The organism is Nocardia takedensis NBRC 100417 (assembly GCF_000308695.1).
Classification (GTDB): Bacteria; Actinomycetota; Actinomycetes; order Mycobacteriales; family Mycobacteriaceae; genus Nocardia; species Nocardia takedensis.
Map to the genome: position 1 here is coordinate 41,973 of NZ_BAGG01000009.1, position 21,931 is coordinate 63,903.

Annotated in this window: 23 protein-coding genes; 19 read left to right on the forward strand and 4 right to left on the reverse strand. The window is 68.9% G+C overall.

What is annotated here, in order from left to right; all coding sequences use genetic code 11:
- Positions 1–310: 310 nt before the first annotated feature.
- Both ON30_RS02120 and ON30_RS02125 read right to left on the reverse strand, forming a co-directional pair.
- Positions 311–1,144, reverse strand: a complete 834-nt coding sequence (locus tag ON30_RS02120; RefSeq protein WP_040703731.1) for an SDR family oxidoreductase — start codon at positions 1,142–1,144, stop codon at positions 311–313.
- Positions 1,141–2,724 carry an aldehyde dehydrogenase family protein gene (locus tag ON30_RS02125; RefSeq protein ID WP_040703732.1) on the reverse strand — a complete coding sequence of 528 codons (1,584 nt, stop codon included), beginning with the start codon at positions 2,722–2,724 and terminating at the stop codon, positions 1,141–1,143. Before ON30_RS02125 ends, ON30_RS02120 begins: the two co-directional genes overlap by 4 nt.
- A 187-nt stretch (positions 2,725–2,911) precedes the next feature.
- Here ON30_RS02125 and ON30_RS02130 point away from each other — a divergent pair, with 187 nt between their 5' ends.
- Positions 2,912–4,198 (forward strand): PucR family transcriptional regulator, encoded by a 1,287-nt coding sequence (locus ON30_RS02130; RefSeq protein WP_040703735.1) that lies wholly within the window; start codon positions 2,912–2,914, stop codon positions 4,196–4,198.
- A 4-nt stretch (positions 4,199–4,202) separates the two neighbouring features.
- Here ON30_RS02130 and ON30_RS02135 read toward each other — a convergent pair whose 3' ends face one another.
- Entirely contained in the window at positions 4,203–4,457 is a 255-nt protein-coding gene (locus ON30_RS02135) for a DUF2277 domain-containing protein (RefSeq protein WP_040703736.1), read from the reverse strand.
- Positions 4,458–4,586: 129 nt separating this feature from the next.
- On the opposite strand from ON30_RS02135, the gene ON30_RS02140 reads away from it, so the two are divergent.
- Entirely contained in the window at positions 4,587–5,426 is an 840-nt protein-coding gene (locus tag ON30_RS02140) for a DUF1266 domain-containing protein (RefSeq protein ID WP_040703738.1), read from the forward strand.
- Positions 5,427–5,465: 39 nt separating this feature from the next.
- Here ON30_RS02140 and ON30_RS02145 read toward each other — a convergent pair whose 3' ends face one another.
- The gene (locus tag ON30_RS02145; RefSeq protein WP_040703879.1) at positions 5,466–6,347 is read right to left on the reverse strand and encodes a hypothetical protein; all 882 of its coding nucleotides are present in this window, start codon (positions 6,345–6,347) and stop codon (positions 5,466–5,468) included.
- 510 nt (positions 6,348–6,857) lie between these two features.
- Between ON30_RS02145 and ftsH the strand changes: the two genes are divergently transcribed.
- The 17 genes from ftsH to ON30_RS02230 all read left to right on the forward strand — a co-directional run bounded on the left by ftsH (position 6,858) and on the right by ON30_RS02230 (position 21,886).
- The gene (gene ftsH, locus ON30_RS02150) at positions 6,858–9,245 is read left to right on the forward strand and encodes an ATP-dependent zinc metalloprotease FtsH (RefSeq protein WP_040703739.1); all 2,388 of its coding nucleotides are present in this window, start codon (positions 6,858–6,860) and stop codon (positions 9,243–9,245) included.
- 142 nt (positions 9,246–9,387) lie between these two features.
- Positions 9,388–10,029 carry a GTP cyclohydrolase I FolE gene (gene folE / locus ON30_RS02155; RefSeq protein WP_085999258.1) on the forward strand — a complete coding sequence of 214 codons (642 nt, stop codon included), beginning with the start codon at positions 9,388–9,390 and terminating at the stop codon, positions 10,027–10,029.
- 100 nt (positions 10,030–10,129) lie between these two features.
- Positions 10,130–10,954, forward strand: a complete 825-nt coding sequence (folP, locus tag ON30_RS02160) for a dihydropteroate synthase (RefSeq protein ID WP_051028866.1) — start codon at positions 10,130–10,132, stop codon at positions 10,952–10,954.
- Positions 10,951–11,343 carry a dihydroneopterin aldolase gene (gene folB / locus ON30_RS02165; RefSeq protein WP_040703885.1) on the forward strand — a complete coding sequence of 131 codons (393 nt, stop codon included), beginning with the start codon at positions 10,951–10,953 and terminating at the stop codon, positions 11,341–11,343. Before folP ends, folB begins: the two co-directional genes overlap by 4 nt.
- On the forward strand, positions 11,340–11,882 hold the full coding sequence (gene folK / locus ON30_RS02170) for a 2-amino-4-hydroxy-6-hydroxymethyldihydropteridine diphosphokinase (protein WP_040703740.1): 543 nt from the start codon (positions 11,340–11,342) through the stop codon (positions 11,880–11,882). The genes folB and folK overlap by 4 nt, the downstream gene beginning before the upstream one ends.
- The gene (locus ON30_RS02175) at positions 11,879–12,349 is read left to right on the forward strand and encodes a DUF3180 domain-containing protein (protein WP_040703741.1); all 471 of its coding nucleotides are present in this window, start codon (positions 11,879–11,881) and stop codon (positions 12,347–12,349) included. Before folK ends, ON30_RS02175 begins: the two co-directional genes overlap by 4 nt.
- 70 nt (positions 12,350–12,419) lie before the next feature.
- Positions 12,420–13,490 carry a DUF6779 domain-containing protein gene (locus ON30_RS02180; protein WP_051028854.1) on the forward strand — a complete coding sequence of 357 codons (1,071 nt, stop codon included), beginning with the start codon at positions 12,420–12,422 and terminating at the stop codon, positions 13,488–13,490.
- Between the two features lie 124 nt (positions 13,491–13,614).
- Positions 13,615–14,562, forward strand: a complete 948-nt coding sequence (locus ON30_RS02185) for a Rossmann-like and DUF2520 domain-containing protein (protein ID WP_245553905.1) — start codon at positions 13,615–13,617, stop codon at positions 14,560–14,562.
- Positions 14,559–15,479, forward strand: a complete 921-nt coding sequence (gene panC / locus ON30_RS02190; RefSeq protein ID WP_040703742.1) for a pantoate--beta-alanine ligase — start codon at positions 14,559–14,561, stop codon at positions 15,477–15,479. Before ON30_RS02185 ends, panC begins: the two co-directional genes overlap by 4 nt.
- A 13-nt stretch (positions 15,480–15,492) precedes the next feature.
- Positions 15,493–15,912: an aspartate 1-decarboxylase gene (gene panD, locus ON30_RS02195; protein ID WP_040703744.1), complete on the forward strand. Its 420-nt coding sequence runs from the start codon at positions 15,493–15,495 to the stop codon at positions 15,910–15,912.
- Positions 15,913–15,958: 46 nt separating this feature from the next.
- Entirely contained in the window at positions 15,959–16,750 is a 792-nt protein-coding gene (locus tag ON30_RS02200) for a type III pantothenate kinase (RefSeq protein ID WP_040703746.1), read from the forward strand.
- A gap of 191 nt (positions 16,751–16,941) precedes the next feature.
- Complete coding sequence (locus ON30_RS02205; protein WP_083911088.1) at positions 16,942–17,538, forward strand: cysteine dioxygenase; 597 nt, start codon at positions 16,942–16,944, stop codon at positions 17,536–17,538.
- A 7-nt stretch (positions 17,539–17,545) separates the two neighbouring features.
- Positions 17,546–17,968, forward strand: coding sequence for a rhodanese-like domain-containing protein (locus ON30_RS02210; protein WP_040703890.1), 423 nt, complete (start codon positions 17,546–17,548; stop codon positions 17,966–17,968).
- Positions 17,969–18,333: 365 nt separating this feature from the next.
- Positions 18,334–19,800 carry a lysine--tRNA ligase gene (gene lysS / locus ON30_RS02215; RefSeq protein WP_040703747.1) on the forward strand — a complete coding sequence of 489 codons (1,467 nt, stop codon included), beginning with the start codon at positions 18,334–18,336 and terminating at the stop codon, positions 19,798–19,800.
- A gap of 114 nt (positions 19,801–19,914) precedes the next feature.
- Positions 19,915–20,277, forward strand: coding sequence for a histone-like nucleoid-structuring protein Lsr2 (locus ON30_RS02220; protein ID WP_040703748.1), 363 nt, complete (start codon positions 19,915–19,917; stop codon positions 20,275–20,277).
- Between the two features lie 308 nt (positions 20,278–20,585).
- Positions 20,586–21,146, forward strand: a complete 561-nt coding sequence (locus ON30_RS02225) for an FHA domain-containing protein (RefSeq protein WP_245553913.1) — start codon at positions 20,586–20,588, stop codon at positions 21,144–21,146.
- Positions 21,147–21,301: 155 nt separating this feature from the next.
- On the forward strand, positions 21,302–21,886 hold the full coding sequence (locus ON30_RS02230; protein ID WP_040703751.1) for an anthrone oxygenase family protein: 585 nt from the start codon (positions 21,302–21,304) through the stop codon (positions 21,884–21,886).
- Positions 21,887–21,931 lie beyond the last annotated feature (45 nt).

The window sequence follows — 21,931 nt, forward strand, 5'->3', positions numbered from 1 at the left end:
GCATCAGTGACCGGGCTAATCTTCGGCAGGTGGGGTTCGCGCGGCGTGATGGGGCTCTCATGGTCACGTGACCAGCGAAAATGTCGCGTGCGTCCGGTTCCGCGGGTCGCGGCGCCGGCGCGTCGGCGATCCGGCGGGAAATTGGTCGGATGTCCGATAAGTAGTCTTTTCGGACCGGAAGGTGACTTTGGTCACAATCTGGTTTGTTCGGCCGGATATCGGTCGGACAAGTTGTCCCGGACGGATCGTCGGAAATGGGGGCGGGGCGCCCGGTCCACGACCCGACGCCCCGCGACTCACCCGCCGTGCCTCACACCCCGCGCGCCCGCTCCTCGTAGGCCTTGCGGCGCTCGGCGTCCACGTCGTCGAGGAACGCGTGACCCGAACCGAGCGACCGGCCGATCGCGTCACCCAGCGGCGTCGGCAGGAAATTCACCACCTGCGAGATGATCCCCGCCGTGCGCGTCACCCGCACCTTCGACTTCGGCGACACGATCAGTCCGACGATCGCCGCCGCGATCTCCTCGGGTTCGGCCGCGCGCATCGCCTTCGGCGCGGTCACCCCCGACCCGAGTTCGGTGTTGGTCAGCGTCGGCAGCACCGAGGAGATGTGCACCCCCGAACCCCGGTACTCCTCGCGCAGCGTGTCCGAGAAACCCAGCACCGCGTGTTTGCTCGCGTTGTAGGTCGCCAGTCCGGGGATGTGGCTCTCACCCGCGAGCGAGGCGATGTTGATGATGTGGCCGCTGCGCCGCGGCAACATCCGGCGCAACGCCGATTTCGAGCCGAGAATCACGCCGTACACGTTGATCTCGAGAATTCGTCTCGTCAGCGCGTCGGGTTCGTCCACCACCCGGCCCGTCGGCATGATGCCCGCGTTGTTGATCACCACGTCGATCGGCCCGATGGTGCGCTCCACCTCGTCCAGGAAACTCTCGAACGAAGCGCCGTCGGTGACGTCGAGTTTCCCGTACACCTCGAAATCCCGGGCCGAACCGGATTCCTTGACGGTCGTCTCGTCGATGTCGCCGATGGCGATCTTCGCGCCGAGGGCCTGCAAGGCGACGGCGGTGGCAAGGCCGATGCCGCGCGCGCCGCCGGTGATGACGACGACCTTGCCGCGGATCTTGTCGGTGGAACTCACTTGCGGTCTCCGGTCAGCTTGAGCAGGGCGGGGATGTCGATGCGGCGCAGACCGCGCGCGCCCGCAGCGCGCATCGCCCCCACCGCCATCAGCAGATTCCGGGAATTGACCGGATACCAGAACAATTCGCGTTCCTGGGTGGGCAGGATCGGCTTGGTGATGGCCTGCTGACGGCAGTACTTGCGCACGCCCGCCGCGCCACCCCAGCGCGCCCCCACACCGGACTGCCCCCAACCGCCCATCGGCAGCGCGTAGGAGAACAGATTGGCGAACACGTCGTTGATGTTGACCGCGCCCGCGTTCAACTGCCGGGCGATCCGCTCGCCGCGTTCCTTGTCGCCGGTCCACACCGAGGCCGACAGGCCGTAGATGGAGTCGTTGGCCAGACGGATCGCCTCGGCCTCGTCGGCCACCTTCATCACCGGCAGCGTCGGGCCGAAGGTCTCCTCGGCCACGCACGACATGGTGTGGTCCACGTCGACCAGCACGGTCGGCTCGAAGAATGTGCCCTGCCCCGTCGGTTTGCCGCCGGTCAGCACCTTCGCGCCCGCCGCGACGGCCTCGTCCACGTGCCGCTGGACGATGCGCACCTGGTTCTCGTTGGCCAGCGCGCCGACATCGTGGTTGAGCCCGCGCCCGTCGATGCCCTGCCGCAGACCCTTGACGTTCTCGGTCAGCTTGGCGACGAATTCGTCGTAGACCGCGGCCTCCACGTAGACGCGCTCGACGGAAATGCACACCTGGCCCGCGTTGAACATGCCGCCGAAGGCGATGCCCGCCGCGGCCCGGTCGATGTCGGCGTCGGCCAACACGATCGCCGGATCCTTGCCGCCCAGTTCCAGGCTGTAGGGGATCAGTCGGTCCACGCAGGCCGCCGCGATCTTCTTGCCGGTCGCGGTGGACCCGGTGAACTGGAGGTAATCGACGTTCGCGACCACCGCCGCGCCCGTCGCGCCCGCGCCGGTGAGCACCTTGAACACCGGGGGCGCGCCGATCTCGGCCCAGCCCCTGGCCAGTTCCAGCGCCGAGAGCGGAGTCACCTCCGAGGGCTTGAGCAGCACGGCCGCCCCCGCGGCCAGCGCCGGGACGACGTCCATGATCGGCATCGCCAGCGGGAAGTTCCACGGCGTGATCACCCCGACCACCGGATACGGCCGGTAGGCGGTGGTCAACTTCTTGACCCGGGCCAGCGGGCTGTGCGGAGAGGGGTGATCATCGGCGAGGAATTTCGCCGCACGGCGCGCGTAGTAGCCGATCACATCCGCGCCGAAGGCCGGATCGATGAGCGCGTCGGCGCGCGGCTTGGAGGTCTCGGACTGCAACACGTCCGACAGGTGCTCGGTGTTGTCGATCAGCCAGTCCTGGAGTTTGAGCAGCCACTCCTTGCGGCCGTCGGGGCCGATGGCCTCCCACTCCGGCTGGAACAGCCGTAGTTCCCTGACCGCGGCGGCGACGTCCTCGGCGCTGTGGTCGGTCACGGTGCCGACGATCTCGCCGGTACCGGGATTGCGTACTTCGATCCCGCCGGGCTCGCCCGCGTTCGCTCCCGGCGCGTCCTGTCGCCGCTCGGTATTGGTCACTGCTGATCTCCCACTGCCGTCGTGCTGTGAACCGCTGGAGCCGACTCTGTGAACCAGCTCACTGTTCTATGATCGTGACACAATCCGCGGTGACATTCTTGGCCCGATACGTCAATGACATCGCCGTGTTTTGTACTCCGGTGCCAAACGGTCGGAGTGGTGGTACGGCAGGTGAGGGGTACCGGCGATGGCGGCGGCACCGGAACGCGTCGGACCCGACAGCGAAGTCGTGCGCGACTGGCTGGCGGAATACGCCTACGAGACCATGCGCGGGGACACCCTGGAACGGGTCGTGGAACGGCTCGACAGCGCGATCGTCGCCAAGGTTCCCGAACTCGCGGACCGCGACATGCGCCGCGACCTGGCCGCCAGCACCCGCTCGCATGCCAGGACCATGCTCGGCAGCCTCACCTCCGACGGTTTCGAGTTCGCCCTCGCCGAGGAGGCGCACGCGCTGGCGCGCACCATCGCCCGCCGCGGCTTCGAACTACGTGTCCTGCTGCGCACCTATCACGTCGGCATGGACGCCGTTCTGGACTACATGACCGACGCCGTCGACCAACTCGACGCGCCGCCGGAGATCGAACGGGCGATCATGCTGCGGTTGTTCGACCGCGCGACCAAATGGGTCAGCATGTCGGTGGAACGGCTCACCGACACCTACATGGAAGAACGCGAGCGGGTCCTGCGCGCCGCGCTCAACCGGCGCACCGAGACCGTCCGCGCGATCCTCGCCGGCGACGATCTCGACGTCGACCAGGCCTCGGCGCGGCTGGGCTACCGGCTCACCCGGCACCATCTGGCTTTCGTGCTGTGGGCCGACGGCGGCGACGGCGGCGGGGACGGGGAGATGATCGGCCTGCTCGATCGGGTCGCCGCGCGCATCGGCGCGGCGCTGGGCAGCGCCAACGTGCTGACCCTGCCGTCCGGCGCCAGCGGTTCCTGGGCGTGGGCGGGCTTCGACGACCCCGCCCGCGCCGCCGAACTGGCCGTTCCCGGCTCGCTGGACAAAGCCGTACAGGGGGCGATCGACGCGCCGGTCCGGGTGGCCTTCGGGGTGCCCGCCCCGCATGTCGCCGGCTTCCGCGACAGTCACCGGGAGGCGGTGGCGGCGCGGCAGGTCGTCGAGCGCGGGCCGGGGCGCGCGCGGCTGACCGCCTACCGGTCGGTGGAGATCGCCTACCTCGCCGGCGCCGACGACGCGGCGATGCACCGGCTCATCGCGCGGGAACTGCGCGCCCTGGCCGGTCGCGACGCCAACTCCGCGCGCCTGCGCGAAACCCTGCACGCCTACCTGCTCGCCCACCGCAGCCCCGAGGGCACGGCGAAACTGCTAGGGGTCCACAAGAACACCGTGCGCTACCGAATCCAGCGGATCGAGGAACTGCTGGGGCATCCGATCGAGCAGCGCAGCCTGCCGCTCGAGATCGCGCTGGCCTGCGTCGCCGCCTACGGGCTCGACGCACTGCCGTGACGGGTTATTCGGTGCCGGTGCGGCCGGCGCGCAAGGGCGCGTCCGACGTCGCGGGAGCCGGGGCCTGGGGCAGGTCCGCCAGCAATTGGGTGGTCGCCGCCGCGATCGCGGTGACCGCTTTGTCCACCGCCGCCTTGGTGGCGGTGCTCAGGCCGGAGACACCACCGACCGTGCGCACGTACTGCAGTGCGGCGGCGTAGATCTCCTGCTCGGTAGCGGCAGGTTCCAGACCTCGCAGGAGGGTGATGTTGTCGCGCATGCGTGCAGATTAGTCCTGATAACGGCGATTCGGCAGGACAAGTTTGCGACTGTGTGAAAATATCCGCCGTCTCGGGCCGGTTGGGGCAACCGCACGCCCCGCGCCTGCCGATGGGGAACAATCGAAGACATGCCAGCCCGCGGTGTAGCCCCGTTGACCACGTTCCCCTACGCAGAATTGGACAAACGGGAAGAGGATCACTGGTCGGGCGCCGCGATCTCCGATGACGAATTGCGCGCGCTGGCGCTCGGCGGTTTCTATTCCGCGCGCTGGGACGCCTTCCACGACGCGCTGCTGCTCGGTCCCGAACGCGATCATCCGCTCGGCGACCGGCGCGAACTGGCCATCGACACGCTGACCGGCGCGTGGGGCATCACCGACAGCACCGAGGCCCAGGCGTCGATGGAACAGTTGCTCGAAGGGATGCACGCCCCGCTCTACGCGCTGGTCCACCCCTTGGTCATGGCCTCGATCAACGCCAGCGAACGCGACCGCTTCGGCGAACGCGCCGACCGGCACCGCGCCTTCCTGCGCCAGGTCGGCTCGTTCCGCGGCATGGACAACCCGGAGGCGCTGGTCCGCGACTACGACATCTGGTCCCAGGCCATCAAGATCGGTTTCACCGACCACCTGGCCCGTCCGCTGCCCAGCGACATCCACGCGTGGGATCTGGCCCGGGTCGTGGCGGTCGCCCGGATGGCCTACACCGCCGGCTACCTCGAGGCCGACACCGCCTGGGGCTACCTGCACCGGGCGCTGCCGCTCGCGCAGCGCAAATATCGCAACTGGCGGCAGTTCGGCGACGCCTACCTGGCCGGCTGGACCTACTGGCAGGCGTGCGAGGACCTCGCCGAACTCAAGAACGGCGGCGTCGACCGTCGCCTGGAACTGCTGCGGCTGTGGATGCGGCCCACGAGTCCGTGGCGGCGCATCGGACTCAACGACGACGGGCCCACGCTCGCGAGTTGACGACGCGGTGTGGCGGTCGCGACGACCGCCACACCCGGTCTATCCGCCGTCGGGCAGCGAGCGCAGGATGCCGCGGCCGTACCGCTGGAACTGCGCGTCGTCGACCATGCCGAGCGAATGCCGCTCGACCAGCAGTTCCCACTCCGAATACAGTTGCGACACACCGGGATCGGCCGGACCGGCGGCCCCGTCGGCGGCTTCGCGGCGCACCGCGAAATTCACCGCGCAGGTGACCCGCTCGGTATCGGCGCGATCCTCGCCCGAGAACCGGAACGTCAGGTGACCGTCGTGCACGTCGATACCGCCCGAGCCCCGGCCCGAGGCGACCTCGCCCGCGACGCCCTCGGTGGCGCGCGCCCACAGGATCACCGGGATCGGCAGTTCGTGGGCGTAGCGGTCGTCGGGATCGATCGAGACGAACAGCAGTCGCCCGGTGGTCGCGGCCAGCAGTCCGTCGCCGCTGCCCAGCGGCGCGTGCGCGCGCACCAAGGCCGTCTCGAGCACGTACTCCTCGGCGGTGACGTAGCGGTTGAGGGCGGCGATCGCGGGCCCGGCCTCGCGATGGGGCGTCATCCGGCGCACCGCGCGCTCCACATCCGCGCGGGTGGGACCGCTCTCGGCCCAGGTCGGCGCGGGCGGGCGCAGGTCGGGGGCGGCGACGTCGACGCGACGGCCGCCGAGGATCTGGGTGTTGATCCGCTCGACGATCTCCGCCGCGGCGGGGACATCGTGTTCGGCGATGAGCACCGGCAACGGCGTGCGGTCCGCGGGCACACCGGTCAGCACCGGTGTCGGGTAGCGCAGGTAGATCTCGATGACGACCGCGTCGTCGGCACGCCGGTTGAGCCGGACCTTGAGCAGGTCGGTGACCGGCACGTCGAGCACGCGCTCGCCTTCGCCGCCCGGTCGCAGAACGGTCAACCGCCCGCGTCCGTGGCGCACTATCGCCGTGGGTGTTCGTAGCTCGACTATGTCCATACCCCCTGCGCTCTTGTCTGATGCGGTGGCTGTGTGCGTTGATCGGTAGTCGCTACCGTTCGCTTACCCGCCGTGGCGGGAATTCCTCGGGGCGTGTGCGCCGTGCCCTCGCCGCCTTCCCCGGGCCCTGGCCCGCACCGGAATGTTGTGTCGTCGCTCACGATAGGCCGAACATGCCATGATTGTGACGACTCGGGGTAAACCGGAGCGAGGATCTCGGGAACCACCGTCGTTCCCCGGCCGTTTACCTGTCGAACCGCACCAACTGCCGAACTGCGCGATGTATCGAGTAGACCGTACGCGGTAACGTGGCATGTCCGCATCCGAAACTCGTCGCGGCGAGGTGAGGGTGGGGCCGACCCTTCGCGGCGGAATGCGTGAACAACGCGGCCCGACGTTCAGCTAGGCAGACCCGGAGACACCGGAAAGGACTGGCCTCGCGGCCGACGCTCTATGAACCGCAAGACAGTGTTTCGCACTCTGGCCATAATCGCGGGCATCCTGCTCGTGGTCTTGGCGTTCAGCTACTTCGGCAATGACACGCGCGGCTGGAAGAACGTCGACACCTCGGTGGCCCTGAGCGAACTCAACAACAAGGGCAATGTCAAGAACGTCCAGATCGATGACCGCGAACAGCAACTGCGCATCGAACTGAACAATCCGACCGACGCGACCGACGGCGACACCAAACTGCTCGCCAAGTTCCCGGGCGGCAGCGAGACCTCCGCGCAGATCTTCGACGCGGTGCAGAAATCCGGCGCGCCCTACAACACGGTTGTCAAGCAGGAGAGCTGGTTCACCCAGATCCTGCTGTTCGTGCTGCCGATGGTGATCCTGCTCGGCCTGTTCATCTTCGTGATGGCGCGGATGCAGGGCGGTGGTCGCGGCGGCATGATGGGCTTCGGCAAGTCGAAGGCCAAACAGCTGTCCAAGGACATGCCCAAGACCACCTTCGCCGACGTGGCGGGCGCGGACGAGGCCGTCGAGGAACTCTACGAGATCAAGGACTTCCTCCAGAACCCCGTGCGCTACCAGGCCCTGGGCGCGAAGATCCCCAAGGGCGTGCTGCTCTACGGCCCGCCCGGCACCGGCAAGACCCTGCTGGCGCGCGCGGTCGCGGGCGAGGCGGGCGTGCCGTTCTTCACCATCTCCGGTTCGGACTTCGTGGAGATGTTCGTCGGCGTCGGCGCGTCCCGGGTGCGCGACCTGTTCGAGCAGGCCAAGCAGAACAGCCCCTGCATCATCTTCGTCGACGAGATCGACGCGGTCGGCAGGCAGCGCGGCGCGGGCCTCGGCGGCGGTCACGACGAACGCGAGCAGACCCTCAACCAGTTGCTGGTCGAGATGGACGGCTTCGGCGACCGCACCGGCATCATCCTGATCGCCGCCACCAACCGCCCCGACATCCTCGATCCGGCGCTGCTGCGTCCCGGCCGCTTCGACCGGCAGATCCCGGTCGGCAACCCCGACCTGGCGGGCCGCCGCGCGATCCTGCGCGTGCACTCGCAGGGCAAGCCGATCTCGCCCGAGGCCGATCTGGACGGTCTGGCCAAGCGCACCGTCGGCATGTCCGGCGCCGATCTGGCCAACGTCATCAACGAGGCCGCCCTGCTCACCGCCCGCGAGAACGGCGCGGTCATCACCGGCGACGCGCTCGAGGAGTCGGTGGACCGGGTCATCGGCGGCCCGCGCCGCAAGAGCCGCATCATCAGCGAACACGAGAAGAAGATCACCGCCTACCACGAGGGCGGCCACACCTTGGCCGCCTGGGCGATGCCCGATATCGAGCCGGTCTACAAGGTGACGATCCTGGCGCGCGGCCGCACCGGCGGCCACGCGATGACGGTCCCCGAGGACGACAAGGGCCTGATGACCCGCTCGGAGATGATCGCCCGCCTGGTGATGGCGATGGGCGGCCGCGCGGCCGAGGAACTGGTGTTCCACGAGCCCACCACGGGCGCGTCCTCCGATATCGACCAGGCCACCAAGATCGCCCGCGCGATGGTCACCGAATACGGCATGAGTTCGCGCCTGGGCGCGGTCCGCTACGGCCAGGAGCAGGGCGACCCGTTCCTCGGCCGGTCGATGGGCGTCAGTTCGGACTACTCCCACGAGGTCGCGGGCGCGATCGACGAGGAGGTGCGCAACCTCATCGAGGCCGCGCACACCGAGGCGTGGGCGATCCTCAACGAGTACCGCGACGTCCTCGACGTGCTGGCCACCGCGCTGCTGGAGAAGGAGACGCTGCACCGCAAGGAGCTCGAGGAACTGCTCACGGCGGTGCAGAAGCGGCCGCGGATCACCGCGTTCAACGATTTCGGCGACCGCGTCCCCTCGGACAAGCCGCCGGTCAAGACCCCCGGTGAACTGGCCGCCGAACGCGGCGAGACCTGGCCGCCGGAGCCGGTCGCGCCGGTGCCCGCGGTGGCCTCGGCCCACCGTGAGCCCGCCCCGGCCAACGGCTACCCGCCGCAGGGGTATCAGCCGCAGCCGCAGTACGGCCGCCCGGAACACACGGGCGGATATCCGTTGCCGCAGCCCCCCGCCCAGGGCTACCCGCGTCAGGGCGGAACGCACGGTTCGCGTCCCGACTACGGCGCTCCCGCCGGATGGTCGGCCCCGGGGTGGCCGCCGCGCGACGAGCAGGCCCCGCAACCGGCGCCGCCGTCCGGTTACGGCGGTTGGCAGGGCCAGGGCGACCAGCACCAGGGCTATCGGCAGCCGTGGGGCGATCCGTCGCAGGGTCGCGGGGAACACGGTCACGATCGGGGCGGTTACGACGATCCCGACCGCCGCGACAACGACAACCGCGACTGGGAAGGCCAGAACGGCAGGCACTGATCCGTGAACCCCTCGCGTGCGCGCACGCGAGGGTAGGTCATGTGCTCGGATCGAGTGGCCGTTACGCTCGGTCATCGGGGTGCCCAACGATTGCCCGCACCCGTGATTTTGGAGGTGTGCTCGTTTGTCGGCCAACCATGACATCGTCGGTCGGACTCGCAACGGCGCCGACGGGGCCGACTCCGCGCCCGATCTGGTCGCCCTCGAGACCGGGCGACCTTTCGACCAGGACCGCGCGGAGGCCGCCGTCCGCGAACTGCTGCTCGCCGTCGGCGAGAATCCGGACCGTCCCGGTCTGCTCGACACCCCGGCCCGCGTGGCCCGCGCCTACCGCGAGATGTTCGCCGGGCTCTACCAGGAACCCGACGCGGTCCTGAACACCACCTTCGACGAAGGACACCAGGAATTGGTGCTGGTCCGCGACATCCCCATGTACTCCACCTGCGAACACCACCTGGTGTCGTTCCACGGTGTCGCGCACGTCGGCTACATCCCCGGCCCGCAGGGGCGCGTCACCGGGCTGTCCAAGCTGGCCAGGGTGGTCGACCTGTACGCCAAGCGCCCGCAGGTCCAGGAACGGCTGACCAGCCAGATCGCCGACGCGGTCATGCGCAAACTCGATCCGCGCGGCGCGATCGTCGTCGTCGAGGCCGAACACCTGTGCATGGCCATGCGCGGGATCCGCAAGCCCGGCGCCAGCACCACCACCTCCGCCGTGCGCGGCCTGTTGCAGACCAACGCCGCCTCGCGCGCGGAGGCACTCGATCTCATTCTGCGAAAGTGAGGCGGTACGCGGTGTCCGAACGCTGGAGGGTCACCGTCGAGGTGAGCCGGTGACCCGCGTGGGCAATGTGGGGCCGCGCGACGGACGCGGCTGCGTCGTCATGGGCGTGGTCAACGTGACCAGCGATTCCTTCTCCGACGGCGGCCGCTACCTGGACACCGACCGTGCTGTCGCGCACGGCATCGCCCTGCACCGCGCCGGAGCCGACATCATCGACGTCGGCGGCGAATCCACCCGTCCCGGCGCGGCCCGCGTCGATCCGCGCACCGAGGCCGCGCGGGTCACCCCCGTCATCCGCGGACTGGTCGCGGCCGGTGTGCCGACCAGCGTGGACACCATGCGCGCCACCGTCGCCGAGGCCGCGATCGGCGCGGGCGTCTGGCTGGTCAACGATGTCTCCGGCGGTCGCGCCGACCCCGATATGGTGCAGGTCGTCGCCGCCGCGAACATCCCGTGGATTCTCATGCACTGGCGCGCGGGGGCCGACTACCGGCACAGCGGTCCCGCCGACCACTACGACGACGTCGTCGCCGAAGTCCGCGCCGAACTGAACACCCAGGTCGAGAAGGCCATCGCCGCCGGGGTGGACCCGTCGCGGCTGATCCTGGACCCGGGCTTGGGTTTCGCCAAGAACGCCGAACACAACTGGGCGCTGCTGGCGGCGCTGCCGCGCCTGGTCGCCGACGGCCTGCCGTTGCTGATCGGCGCGTCCCGCAAACGCTTCCTCGGGGCTCTGCTCGCGGACCGCAGCGGTGAACCCCGCCTGCCCGACGGTCGGGAGACCGCGACCGCCACGGTGTCCGCGCTGGCCGCCTGGCACGGCGCGTGGGGTGTGCGCGTGCACGATGTGCGCGCCTCGCTGGACGCCATCGCCGTCACCGAGGCGTGGCAGCGCGCCGCGACGACCCGCGGATCCGCCCGATGACCCGCCCGTCGGACCGCATCGAACTGCGCGGCCTGCGCGTCTTCGGCCACCACGGCGTCTTCGACCACGAACGCCGCGACGGCCAGGAGTTCCTGGTCGACCTCACCGTCTGGACCGATTTCACCCGCGCCGCCGCCTCCGACGACCTCGCCGACACCCTCGACTACGGCGCACTCGCCGAACAGGCCGTCGCCATCGTCGCGGGCCCCCCGCGCGACCTGATCGAAACCGTCGTCAGCGAGATCGCCGACACCCTCTTCACCGACCCCCGCATCGCCACCCTCGAAGTGGTCCTGCACAAACCCTCCGCCCCCATCCCGCACACTTTCGCCGACGTCCGCGTGTCCACCACCCGCACGCGGCGCGAACCGGGCGAGGTGCGCCGATGACCCGGGCGGTGCTCTCGATCGGCTCGAATCTGGGCGACCGACTCGGCTACCTGCGCGGGGTCGTCGACGGTTTCGGCGAGCGGGTGACGGCGGTCTCGTCGGTGTACTCGACCGCGCCGTGGGGCGGCGTCGAACAGGAGGACTATCTCAACGCGGTCCTGCTGGTGGAGGACCCGTCGTTCGAGTGCGGGGACTGGCTGGCCGCCGGGCATCGTCTGGAAGCGCGGGCCGAACGGGTGCGCGAGACACGCTGGGGTGCGCGCACCCTCGATGTGGATGTCGTCTGGTGTGGTGCGGGCGGCGAGGCGGTGCACAGCGACGATCCGGTGTTGACGTTGCCGCATCCGCGCGCGCACGAACGCGCCTTCGTCCTGATGCCGTGGGCGGAGGTGGAACCGGCCGCGGAGCTGCGAGTGGGCGATATCACACGCGGTGTGGTGGACTGGCTCGCGGCGCTGCCCGCGACCGAGCGCGACGGGGTGCGCCGGACCGAGTTGTCGCTGCGTGGGCAAGCCGATGGGGTGGGGAACCGACCGTGAAACCGACGAAGTTGTGGGATCTCGGGGCCACTGTGTTGGTGGCCGCGGTGGTGGCGTGGATCGCCACCCGGGTCGCCTACGACAGTTTCCCGCCGATCTCGGTGTTCGCGGGGGCCTCGCTGTATCCGGTGGCGGCGATCGAGGTGGTGTTGGCGTTCGTGGTGCGGGCGCGGGTGCGCGATCAGGAGGTCGGGGGCGGGTTGCACCAGTTGCATCCGATCACGGCGGCGCGGGCGGTGGCGTTGGCCAAGGCGTCCTCGCAGGTGGGGTCGATCGCGGCGGGCGTGTGGCTGGGTTTCCTGTGCTGGGTGTTCCCGCAGCGCGGCACGTTGCGGGCCGCGGCCGCCGATTCGCCGGGGGCGATCGTGGGCATGCTCGCCGGTGTCGCGCTGGTCGCGGCGGCATTGTGGCTCGAGTATTGCTGTCGCGCGCCGGACGACCCTTCCGACGATCCAGCGACTACTTAGCAACTACTTCCGGCTTGTACCACAGGAGACTTTGTGGGCGGCCCGCGACGCGCAGGCTACCCTGGCGTGCATGGTTTCACCCTCCCGTAGCAGCACTTCCCGTCGACGGCGGGACGAAGCGGGAAAACTGTTCGTGGGCGCGTTGGTTCTTCTCGGACTGGTTGCCAGCGTTTTTCTGGTTTTCAGCAATAGTCTGCAATTCGTTCGGATCGGCCTGGTAGCGGCCCTGTGGGCGGCCGCGATCGGCGCGCTCGCCGCGACCAGATTCCGCAAGGAAGCCTCGGTCGACAAGGCCAAGATCCGCGATCTGCAAACGGTGTACGAGTTGCAGCTCGAACGCGAGGTCACCGCCCGGCGCGAGTATGAACTCGGCGTCGAGGCCAGGGTTCGCGAAGAAGTGGGCGCCGACGCCGCGGAGATGGCCGCGTTGCGCGCGGAGTTGTCGGTGCTGCGCCAGAATCTGCAACGGCTGTTCGACGGCGATCTGCTCGTGGAGCGGCCCGCGCTGCACGCCGACGCGACGCGGATCGGCGAACTGGAGAGCCGTCCCGCAGGGCAGGCGAACCACAACTCGGCCGCGCCGGCGAACAATAGCTCCGCGAATGCCGAGAACTGGGCGGCGGAGCTGAACAACAGCATGACCCCGGTGTTCAGCATGACCCCGGTCTTCGTGCCCGACCATCCCGAGCCGCCGCAGTTCGCCACCCCGTACGACGAGCCGGTGACGGCGGAGACCTCGGTGGTCTCGGTCGAGGACGACTACGACGACGACTACGACGAGCGTGACGAAGACCGCTCCGACCAGCGCGGACACGTCTCCGACACGCACGACACCGATCCGCTGCGCCGCCCGAAGGGCTGGTCGGACGCCTTCACCGAGGCCGAACCCGAGGCCGCCGACCCGGAGCCGTCGATTCCGATGCGGGTTCCGCCGCGCGATCCCGCGCCGACACCGCCGCCGCTGCCGCGCCTCGGCGGCCCGACCGCGCCGACCCCGCAGGTCGGCACGGCGGGTTCGCGTCGGCGTCGCCGTGACGACGAGGACGAGGTGGGCGCGCCCTCGCGCAAACTCTCGGTGGCCGAGATCATGGCCAACCTGCAATCGGAGAACGGCCGCTCCGACAACGGCGGGCGCGGGTAGCGCAGATCACGCAGGGGCCCGTGGCATCGGGCCGCGGTCGGCCGATATCCTCGACCCGTAACGTCTGGTACCCGCGACGCGGGACTGGAACGACATCGAGAGGACAATGGTGACCTCGAGAAGTGTGACTTCCGACGGTGTGCCCGAGGGCGGCGGTTCGGCCGGATTCGATCCGGCCCCCGCGCGCCTGACGGTCGGCATCGTCTCCGCGGGCCGGGTGGGTTCGGCTCTCGGCGTGGCCCTCGAGCGCGCCGGACACGTGGTGTTCGGCGTGTCCGCGATCTCGGACGCCTCGGTGCACCGGGCGCGGACGCGGTTGCCGGATTCGGAGATCCTGCCGGTCGAGGAGGTCGCCCGACGCAGCGAACTGCTGCTGCTCGCGGTGCCCGATTCGGAACTGGCCGGTCTGGCGCGCGGCCTGGCGGGCGCGGGCGTGGTGCGCGCGGGCACGATCGTCGCGCACACCTCGGGGGCGAACGGCGTGGCCGTGCTGGCCCCGCTGGCCGAACTCGGCGCGTTGCCGCTGGCGATCCACCCGGCGATGACGTTCACCGGGCACGACGAGGACATCGTCAACCTGGGCAACGCCTGCTTCGGCGTCACCGCCGCCGACGACATCGGCTACGCCATCGCGCAGTCGCTGGTGATCGAGATGGGTGGTGAGCCGGTCCGGGTGGCCGAGGCCGACCGGGCGCTCTACCACGCCGCGCTCGCGCACGGCAGCAACCACCTGGTGACGGTGATCGTCGACGCGGTCGCCGCGTTGCGCGAAGCGCTGGCGGGCCCGGGTCTGCTCGGTCAGCAAACGGTCGACGACCAGCCGAACGGGCTGGCCGAACGGTTGCTCGCGCCGCTGGCGTCGGCCGCGTTGGACAACGCGCTGCGCCGGGGGCGGGCCGCGCTGACCGGTCCGGTGGCCCGCGGCGACGTGGCCGCGGTGGCCGCGCACCTCGAGGCCCTGAACTCGGCCGACCCGCTGGTGGCCGACGCCTACCGCGCGCTGTCGCTGCGCACCGCGCAGTGGGCGGCCACCGATCCCGCACTGATCGACCTGTTGGAGGAACGCCGATGACCGGGCAACCGCGGTACCGGCCGGGTGAATTGACCGTGCACCACGATCCGGCCGCGATGCACGCGGTCGCGAAGGCGCTGCGCGCGGTGGGCCGCACGGTGGGGTTGGTGCCCACGATGGGCGCGCTGCACGAGGGGCACCTGGAGATCGTGCGCCGCGCCAAGCGCACCAACCAGGTGGTGATCGTGTCGATCTTCGTCAATCCGCTGCAATTCGGCGCGAACGAGGATCTGGACAAGTACCCGCGCACCCTGGACGCCGATGTCGCGCTGCTGCGCGCCGAGGGCGTGGACCTGGTGTTCGCGCCCAGTGCCGCCGAGATGTATCCCGACGGCCCGCGCACGATGGTGCATCCGGGCCCGCTGGGCGCGCAGTTGGAGGGCGCGAGCAGGCCGACGCATTTCGCGGGCATGCTGACCGTGGTCGCGAAACTGCTGCGGATCGCCGTGCCGACCGAGGCGTTCTTCGGCGAGAAGGACTACCAGCAGCTGACCTTGATCCGGCAGATGGTCCGCGATCTGAACTTCGACGTGAAGATCGTGCCGCTGCCGACCGTGCGCGAGGCCGACGGGCTCGCGCTGTCCTCGCGCAACCGGTATCTCGATGCGGCGCAACGGGAATCGGCCCTGGCGTTGTCGGCCGCGCTGGCCGCGGGCGCGCACGCGGGCGGTCTCGGCGCGCGGGCCGTGCTCGAGGCCGCGCGCGCGGTACTCGACCAGTCCTCCGGCATCGAGCTGGACTATCTCGAACTGCGTTCCGCCACACTCGATTCCGCGCCCGAGTCGGGTAACGCGCGACTGCTGGTCGCCGCGAAGGTAGGCGCGACCAGGCTGATCGACAACGCCGCCGTCACGCTCGGCGCGAGCATCGACGGCCATCCCACCGTATCGACCACCTCCGCTCGGACCGCGGGCTAGAAAGGCGACGAAGATGTTGCGCACCATGATGAAGTCCAAGATCCACCGGGCCACCGTCACCCACGCCGACCTGCACTACGTCGGTTCGGTGACCGTGGATCAGGATCTGCTCGACGCCGCCGACCTGCTCGAGGGCGAGCAGGTCTGCATCGTCGACATCGACAACGGCGCCCGCCTGGAGACCTATGTCATCGCGGGCGAGCGGGGTTCGGGTGTCATCGGGATCAACGGCGCCGCCGCGCATCTGGTCCATCCCGGTGATCTGGTGATCCTGATCGCCTACGGCATGATGAACGAGCAGGAGATCGCCGCCTACGAGCCGAAGGTGGTCTTCGTCGACGATCGCAACCGTCCGGTCGAGTTGGGCGCGGATCCCGCGCACGCGCCGGAGGGTTCCGGGCTGACCTCGCCTCGTACGCTGAGCTTCGCCTGACCCACCCCCACCCCCCACCTCTCACGACCCCGGGATCGGTTGAGCAATGCTGCTGACCATCGACGTCCGCAACACCAGCATCGAGTTGGGCCTGTTCGCGGGCAGCGGCGCGCACGCCAGGCTCGAACGGCACTGGCGGATGCACACCAATCCGCTGCTGACCGCGGACGAATTCGCCATGCAGGTGCGCGGCCTGGTCGGCGAGGACCTCGCGCAGGTGATGGGCGTGTCCGCGCTGTCCACGGTGCCGCCGGTGCTGCGGGAATTGCGCACGATGCTCGACCGGTATTGGCAGCACGTGCCGCACGTGGTCGTGGAACCCGGTGTGCGAACGGGAATTCCGCTGCTGGTCGACAATCCCAAGGAGATCGGCGCAGACCGCATCGTGAACACCCTTGCGGCACATCACCGTTTCGGTTCAGCGGCAATTGTCGTCGATTTCGGCACGGCCACCACCGTCGACCTCGTTTCGGCGAAGGGTGAATTTCTCGGCGGCGTGCTCGCGCCGGGCGTGGAGATCGCGGGCGAGGCGTTGATCGAGCGGGCGGCGTTGCGGCGCGTCGAATTGGCGCGGCCGCGCTCGGTGGTCGGCAAGAATACTGTCGAGGCCATTCAATCCGGCGCGGTTTTCGGTTTCGCCGGCATGGTGGACGGCCTGATCGATCGCATTCGCGACGAGTTCGACGCATTCGCGGGCGACGACGTCGCGGTGGTGGCGACCGGATTCAGCGCGCCGTTGATCGTGGCGGAGTCCGAGACCATCGATCACCACGAACCGCATCTGACCCTGACCGGCCTGCGATTGGTCTACGAGCGCAATCAGGCGCGACGGAAGTGAACGGCGCGACGCGCGCGGATGCGGCGCAGATCACCGTGGCGTGGGGTGTTGCGGCTCCGTCGGCCGCTGCTATGCTCGCCGACATGTTCTCCAGTGTGAGCACCCGGGAGTGTTGTCGAGGCCGATAAGGGCCTCGACCGTTCGAGGCCGTCCGTGACCCTCGATCGTCGACACATGCTGGAGATGCGCTCATGCGTTCATCTGTTCTCTCCCTCACGTCCGGACGGACGCCTCTCTCGGCCACCCCGCCGCTGGATCGCGCGGTCGCCTCGGCGCTGCCGACTCGGCTGCGGCCCGCCGACCTGCTGCGTCTGACCGACGAGGGTGCCGAGGACGTGCTCGCGGGCCGCTACGACCACCTGCTCCCGCCCGGCGGCGTCTGGCCGCTGGAGCGGCGCTGGGCGGCCCGGCTGCTCGCCGACGACGAGGTCGACGTCTGGCTCATCAGCTGGACCCCGGACAAATCCACCGAACTGCACGATCACGCGGGCTCGCTCGGCGCGCTGACCGTGCTCAGCGGCGCGCTGTCGGAATTCCGTTGGAACGGAAAGGAATTACGCGGCCGCACGTTGACCGCGGGCGATCAGGCCTCCTTCCCGATCGGCTGGGTGCACGACGTCATGCGCGCGCCCGCGGCCGTGGAATCCGCCGGTCCGCTCGACCCGACACTGAGCGTGCACGCCTATTCGCCGCCCCTCACCGCCATGTCGTACTACGAGGTGACCGGCCACGGCACCCTGCGACGCACCCGCACCGTTCTCACCGACCAGCCCGAAGGTGAACTCTGACATGAGCCTGACCATTGATCAGATGCTCGACAACGCCCGCGCCAAACTGACCCGCGTCTACGCCTTCGAGATTCCGCAGGCGCTGAGCAGGGGAGCGATCCTGGTCGATATCCGGCCCCAGGCCCAGCGCGACCGGGAGGGCACCCTGCCCGGCGCGCTGGTCATCGAACGCAATGTCCTGGAATGGCGCCTCGACCCCAGCAGTTCGGCCCGCCTGGCCGCGGCCACCGATCACGACGTGGAATGGATCATCCTGTGCTCGGAGGGCTACACCTCGAGCCTCGCGGCGGCCTCCTTGCAGGATCTGGGATTGCATCGCGCCACCGATCTGGTCGGCGGATATCAGGCGTTGAAGGCGGCCGGGCTGCTGACCGTCGGAATCCGCGCCGCGCATTTCACCCGCGAGGTCGCCTCGCTCGCCTCCCTCTGACACCCGCGTCCGCCGCCGCCCGCCGAACAGGTCGGCGGCGCAGCGATTTTCGTCCGGCGACGATTCGTCCACCCCTGCCGGTCCCGGTGTTGAACCGTGCCCGTACCCGGCGTGCGACCAGTCCGATCGGCTATCGGTCAGCACTGGCCGGGCACCGCGCGAAACGATTTCCGGTGCCCGCTAGGGTAGTTGGTTGTGAGTGAGCGTAGCGAGCGATCCATAGGCGCGGCAGCATTGCTCGCGACCCTGCCGAGCATCTGCGAGGTGCGGCCGTGAGCGAGCCGCGTAACCCTTCGTCACCCGGGTCAGTTCCCCGCGGGCAAACCCCCGGCGCGGCTACCGGGGCCGACGACGTACCCGAGCAGATGCGTATTCGCCGGGAGAAGCGGGAGCGTTTGCTCGCCGCGGGCGGCGAGGCATATCCCGTGGTCGTGCCGCGCACCCATTCGCTCGCCGAAATCCGGGCCGCGTACCCCGACCTGCCCGCCGATTCCCAGACCGGTGATCAGGTCGGCGTCGCCGGGCGGGTGATCTTCCTGCGCAATACCGGCAAGCTGTGTTTCGCCACCCTGCAAGAGGGCGACGGCACGAAGTTGCAGGCGATGATCAGCCTCAACGGCGTCGGGCCCGAGGCGCTTACCGCCTGGAAGTCCGACGTCGATCTCGGCGATTTCGTCTTCGTGCACGGCGAGGTCATCGTGTCGCGCACCGGGGAATTGAGCGTGATGGCCGATTCCTGGTCGATGTCGGCCAAGTCGCTGCGCCCGTTGCCGGTCGCGCACAAGGAGATGAGCGAGGAATCGCGGGTCCGTCAGCGCTATGTCGACCTGATCGTGCGCCCCGAGGCCAGGGAAATGGCCAGGACCAGGGTCGCGGTCGTCAAGTCGCTGCGCGCGGCGCTGGAGCGGCGCGGATTCCTCGAGGTCGAGACCCCGATGTTGCAGACCCTGCACGGCGGGGCGGCGGCCAGGCCGTTCGTCACCCACTCCAATGCCCTCGATATCGACCTCTACCTGCGCATCGCTCCGGAACTGTTCCTGAAGCGGTGCGTGGTCGGCGGCCTGGAGAAGGTCTTCGAGATCAACCGCAACTTCCGCAACGAAGGCGCGGACTCCACGCATTCGCCGGAGTTCGCGATGCTGGAAACCTACGAGGCCTACGGGACCTACGACGACTCGGCCCGGATGATCCGGGAATTGGTGCAGGAAGTCGCGCAAGAGGCTTTCGGCACCCAGGTGGTCACCCTGGCCGACGGGACCGAATACGATCTCGGCGGCGAGTGGGCGACCGTCGAGATGTACCCCTCGCTGTCGGACGCGCTGGGCGTGCCGGTGACGCCGGAAACGACGGTCGAGGAATTGCGGGCGCTCGCCGATCGGGTGGGACTCGAAATTCCGGAGGGCAAGGGCTACGGCCACGGCAAACTGGTAGAGGAACTCTGGGAGCACCAGTACGGGGACAAGTTGTATGCCCCGACTTTCGTCCGCGACTTCCCGGTGGAGACTTCTCCGCTGACCCGGCAGCATCGCAGCAAGCCCGGAGTTACCGAGAAGTGGGATCTGTATGTGCGCGGCTTCGAGTTGGCAACCGGCTATTCGGAGTTGGTCGATCCCGTGATCCAACGGGAACGGTTCGTCGATCAGGCGCGGTTGGCCGCAGCCGGCGACGACGAGGCTATGGTGCTCGACGAAGACTTCCTCGCCGCGATGGAGCACGGCATGCCCCCGACAACCGGAACCGGTATGGGAATCGACCGGTTGTTGATGGCGCTGACGGGATTGGGAATCCGAGAAACAATACTGTTCCCCATTGTGCGTCCGGTCACTCGCTGAGTGGCGGTTTGCATAGACAAGTCTCGTCTTGGAATTTCCGGAATTCGAGGTATTCTTGCCTCGGGTAATCGGCCTAGTATGCGGGTCGCACGATTTCGAGAGGACGTTCATCTCATGGCAAAGAAGGTCACCGTTAGCCTGATCGACGATGTCGACGGTGAGTCCATCGCGGACGAGACCATCGAGTTCGCGATCGATGGTGTTTCGTACGAGATCGACCTGTCGACGGCGAATGCCTCGAAGCTGCGCGACGAGTTGGAGCAGTGGGTTTCCAGCGCGCGGCGGGTCAGCGGCCGTCGTCGCGTCAAGGCCGCCGCGGCAGGCGCCACCGCGGGCCCCAAGAGCCGGGTTTCGATCGACCGCGAACAAAGCGCCGCAATTCGCGAGTGGGCTCGCCGGAATGGGCACAAGGTATCCGCGCGGGGTCGTATCTCCGCCGACATCACCGACGCGTACAACAAGGCTGCCAAGGGCTGACCCCGATCGGTCTGCCGCCCGGGCGAATCGTGCGACGCCCGGGCGGCAGCCTTGTTTCCGGCGCCGTACCCGGCGCTCGCCAGGGGGCGGCGGCGCGGCCGATCGTGCACAGTGGGAAAGTGTCGGGCGGTCGAGCCCTCGTTCGACCCGCGCGGCCCGATCTTGCTCGTGATTCCCCGAGGCGGCACCATGGAAACCGTGGGTCGGGTGTCACTGGCGGTATGGAGAGACGAGGTATCGGCACAGTGACAGGATTCGTCGGATCATTCCTGCGATTCACCGACGACACGGGTCGTCAGCAGGAGTTGATGCTCACCCCCGATCGGCAGCGCATCACCATCGGGCGCTCCCCGCAGGCCGATCTGACCCTCGGGTGGGACGCCGAAGTCTCCCGTCTGCACGCCGCCGTCGAATATCTGGGCGCGCATTGGACCATCGTCGACGACGGCCTGTCCCGCAACGGCACCTTCGTCAACGGCGAACGCCTGGTCGGCAGACATCGACTGATGGCGGGCGACAAGATCCGCGTCGGCACCTCGCTGGTCTCCTTCCACGATTTCGGCGGCGCGGCCGAGGACATCACCCGTGCGGCCACCGGGGCCATGCCCACCCTGCGCTCGCTCACCGAGACCCAGCGGTCGGTGCTGATCGCGCTGTGCAGGCCCTACAAGAACGGTGCCGGATTCGCGACGCCCGCCTCCAACCAGCAGATCGCCGACGAGTTGTTCCTCAGCGTCGACGCGATCAAGACCCATCTGCGCGCGCTGTTCGCGAAATTCGGGGTGGAGTCGCTGCCGCAGAACCAGAAGCGGGTGCGGTTGGCCTTTCTCGCCATGCAGAGCGGGATCATCTCCGAACGAGATCTGTGAGGCCGCTGCCCGCGATCGGCGCGGTCGAGGCGGAGGTAGACGCTCGCTGGTGTACCCGAGTCGCTGACACATGTTCACCGAGGTCGCGACGCGGTTGACTCGAGATATCGAACCGGAGGGGCCACCCCGACGGACATCCGAGTCAGGAGAAGCGCATGCTCGCCGCCCGTATCGCCGCCTTGGTCGCGGCCACGCTCGCGACCGGACTGGTCGCCGGGGTCTTCTACGCCTACGCGATCTCGGTGATGCCCGCCCTGGCGCGCACCGAGGACCGCACGATCATCGACGTGATGCAGAAGATCAACGTGGTGATCATCAATCCGTGGTTCATGATCGGATTCGTCGGCACCGTCGTCTTCGGCATCGCCACCGTCGTCCTGCACCTGGGGTCCGAGCACCGCACCACGCTGATCTGGATCGGCGTCGCGCTGGCGCTGAACGTCATCGCCTTCGCGATCACCGCGGCCTGCAACGTCCCCTTGAACGATCAACTCATGGCGGCGGGCGACCCGGCGAGCGCGGCCGAGGCGGCCTCGGTCCGCGCCGACTTCGAATCCTCCTGGGTCCGTTGGAACATTGTTCGCGCCGTCGTGCACACCTTGGCCTTCCTGGTGCTGTGCGGTGCGCTGTTCGTCGGGGGAATCCAGCATGGCAAGCAATCGGTCCAGGCGGCGGTGCCGTCCGCGACCGGTGACTTCGCTCCGCAGGTGGTCGCCGGAACGCCGTTCCGGGGCTTCTGAGCCGCACACCGACCGCGGGGTCCGTTGCCGGGGCGTCGGGAGAAA

Coding starts and splice junctions, on each gene's coding strand:
- ON30_RS02130 (WP_040703735.1), top strand. CDS start 2,912: ATGGCGGCGGCACCGGAACGCGTCGGACCCGACAGCGAAGTCGTGCGC.
- ON30_RS02135 (WP_040703736.1), bottom strand. CDS start 4,457: ATGCGCGACAACATCACCCTCCTGCGAGGTCTGGAACCTGCCGCTACC.
- ON30_RS02140 (WP_040703738.1), top strand. CDS start 4,587: ATGCCAGCCCGCGGTGTAGCCCCGTTGACCACGTTCCCCTACGCAGAA.
- ftsH (WP_040703739.1), top strand. CDS start 6,858: ATGAACCGCAAGACAGTGTTTCGCACTCTGGCCATAATCGCGGGCATC.
- folP (WP_051028866.1), top strand. CDS start 10,130: ATGGGCGTGGTCAACGTGACCAGCGATTCCTTCTCCGACGGCGGCCGC.
- folB (WP_040703885.1), top strand. CDS start 10,951: ATGACCCGCCCGTCGGACCGCATCGAACTGCGCGGCCTGCGCGTCTTC.
- folK (WP_040703740.1), top strand. CDS start 11,340: ATGACCCGGGCGGTGCTCTCGATCGGCTCGAATCTGGGCGACCGACTC.
- ON30_RS02180 (WP_051028854.1), top strand. CDS start 12,420: ATGGTTTCACCCTCCCGTAGCAGCACTTCCCGTCGACGGCGGGACGAA.
- panC (WP_040703742.1), top strand. CDS start 14,559: ATGACCGGGCAACCGCGGTACCGGCCGGGTGAATTGACCGTGCACCAC.
- panD (WP_040703744.1), top strand. CDS start 15,493: ATGTTGCGCACCATGATGAAGTCCAAGATCCACCGGGCCACCGTCACC.
- ON30_RS02200 (WP_040703746.1), top strand. CDS start 15,959: ATGCTGCTGACCATCGACGTCCGCAACACCAGCATCGAGTTGGGCCTG.
- ON30_RS02205 (WP_083911088.1), top strand. CDS start 16,942: ATGCGTTCATCTGTTCTCTCCCTCACGTCCGGACGGACGCCTCTCTCG.
- lysS (WP_040703747.1), top strand. CDS start 18,334: ATGCGTATTCGCCGGGAGAAGCGGGAGCGTTTGCTCGCCGCGGGCGGC.
- ON30_RS02220 (WP_040703748.1), top strand. CDS start 19,915: ATGGCAAAGAAGGTCACCGTTAGCCTGATCGACGATGTCGACGGTGAG.
- ON30_RS02225 (WP_245553913.1), top strand. CDS start 20,586: ATGCTCACCCCCGATCGGCAGCGCATCACCATCGGGCGCTCCCCGCAG.
- ON30_RS02230 (WP_040703751.1), top strand. CDS start 21,302: ATGCTCGCCGCCCGTATCGCCGCCTTGGTCGCGGCCACGCTCGCGACC.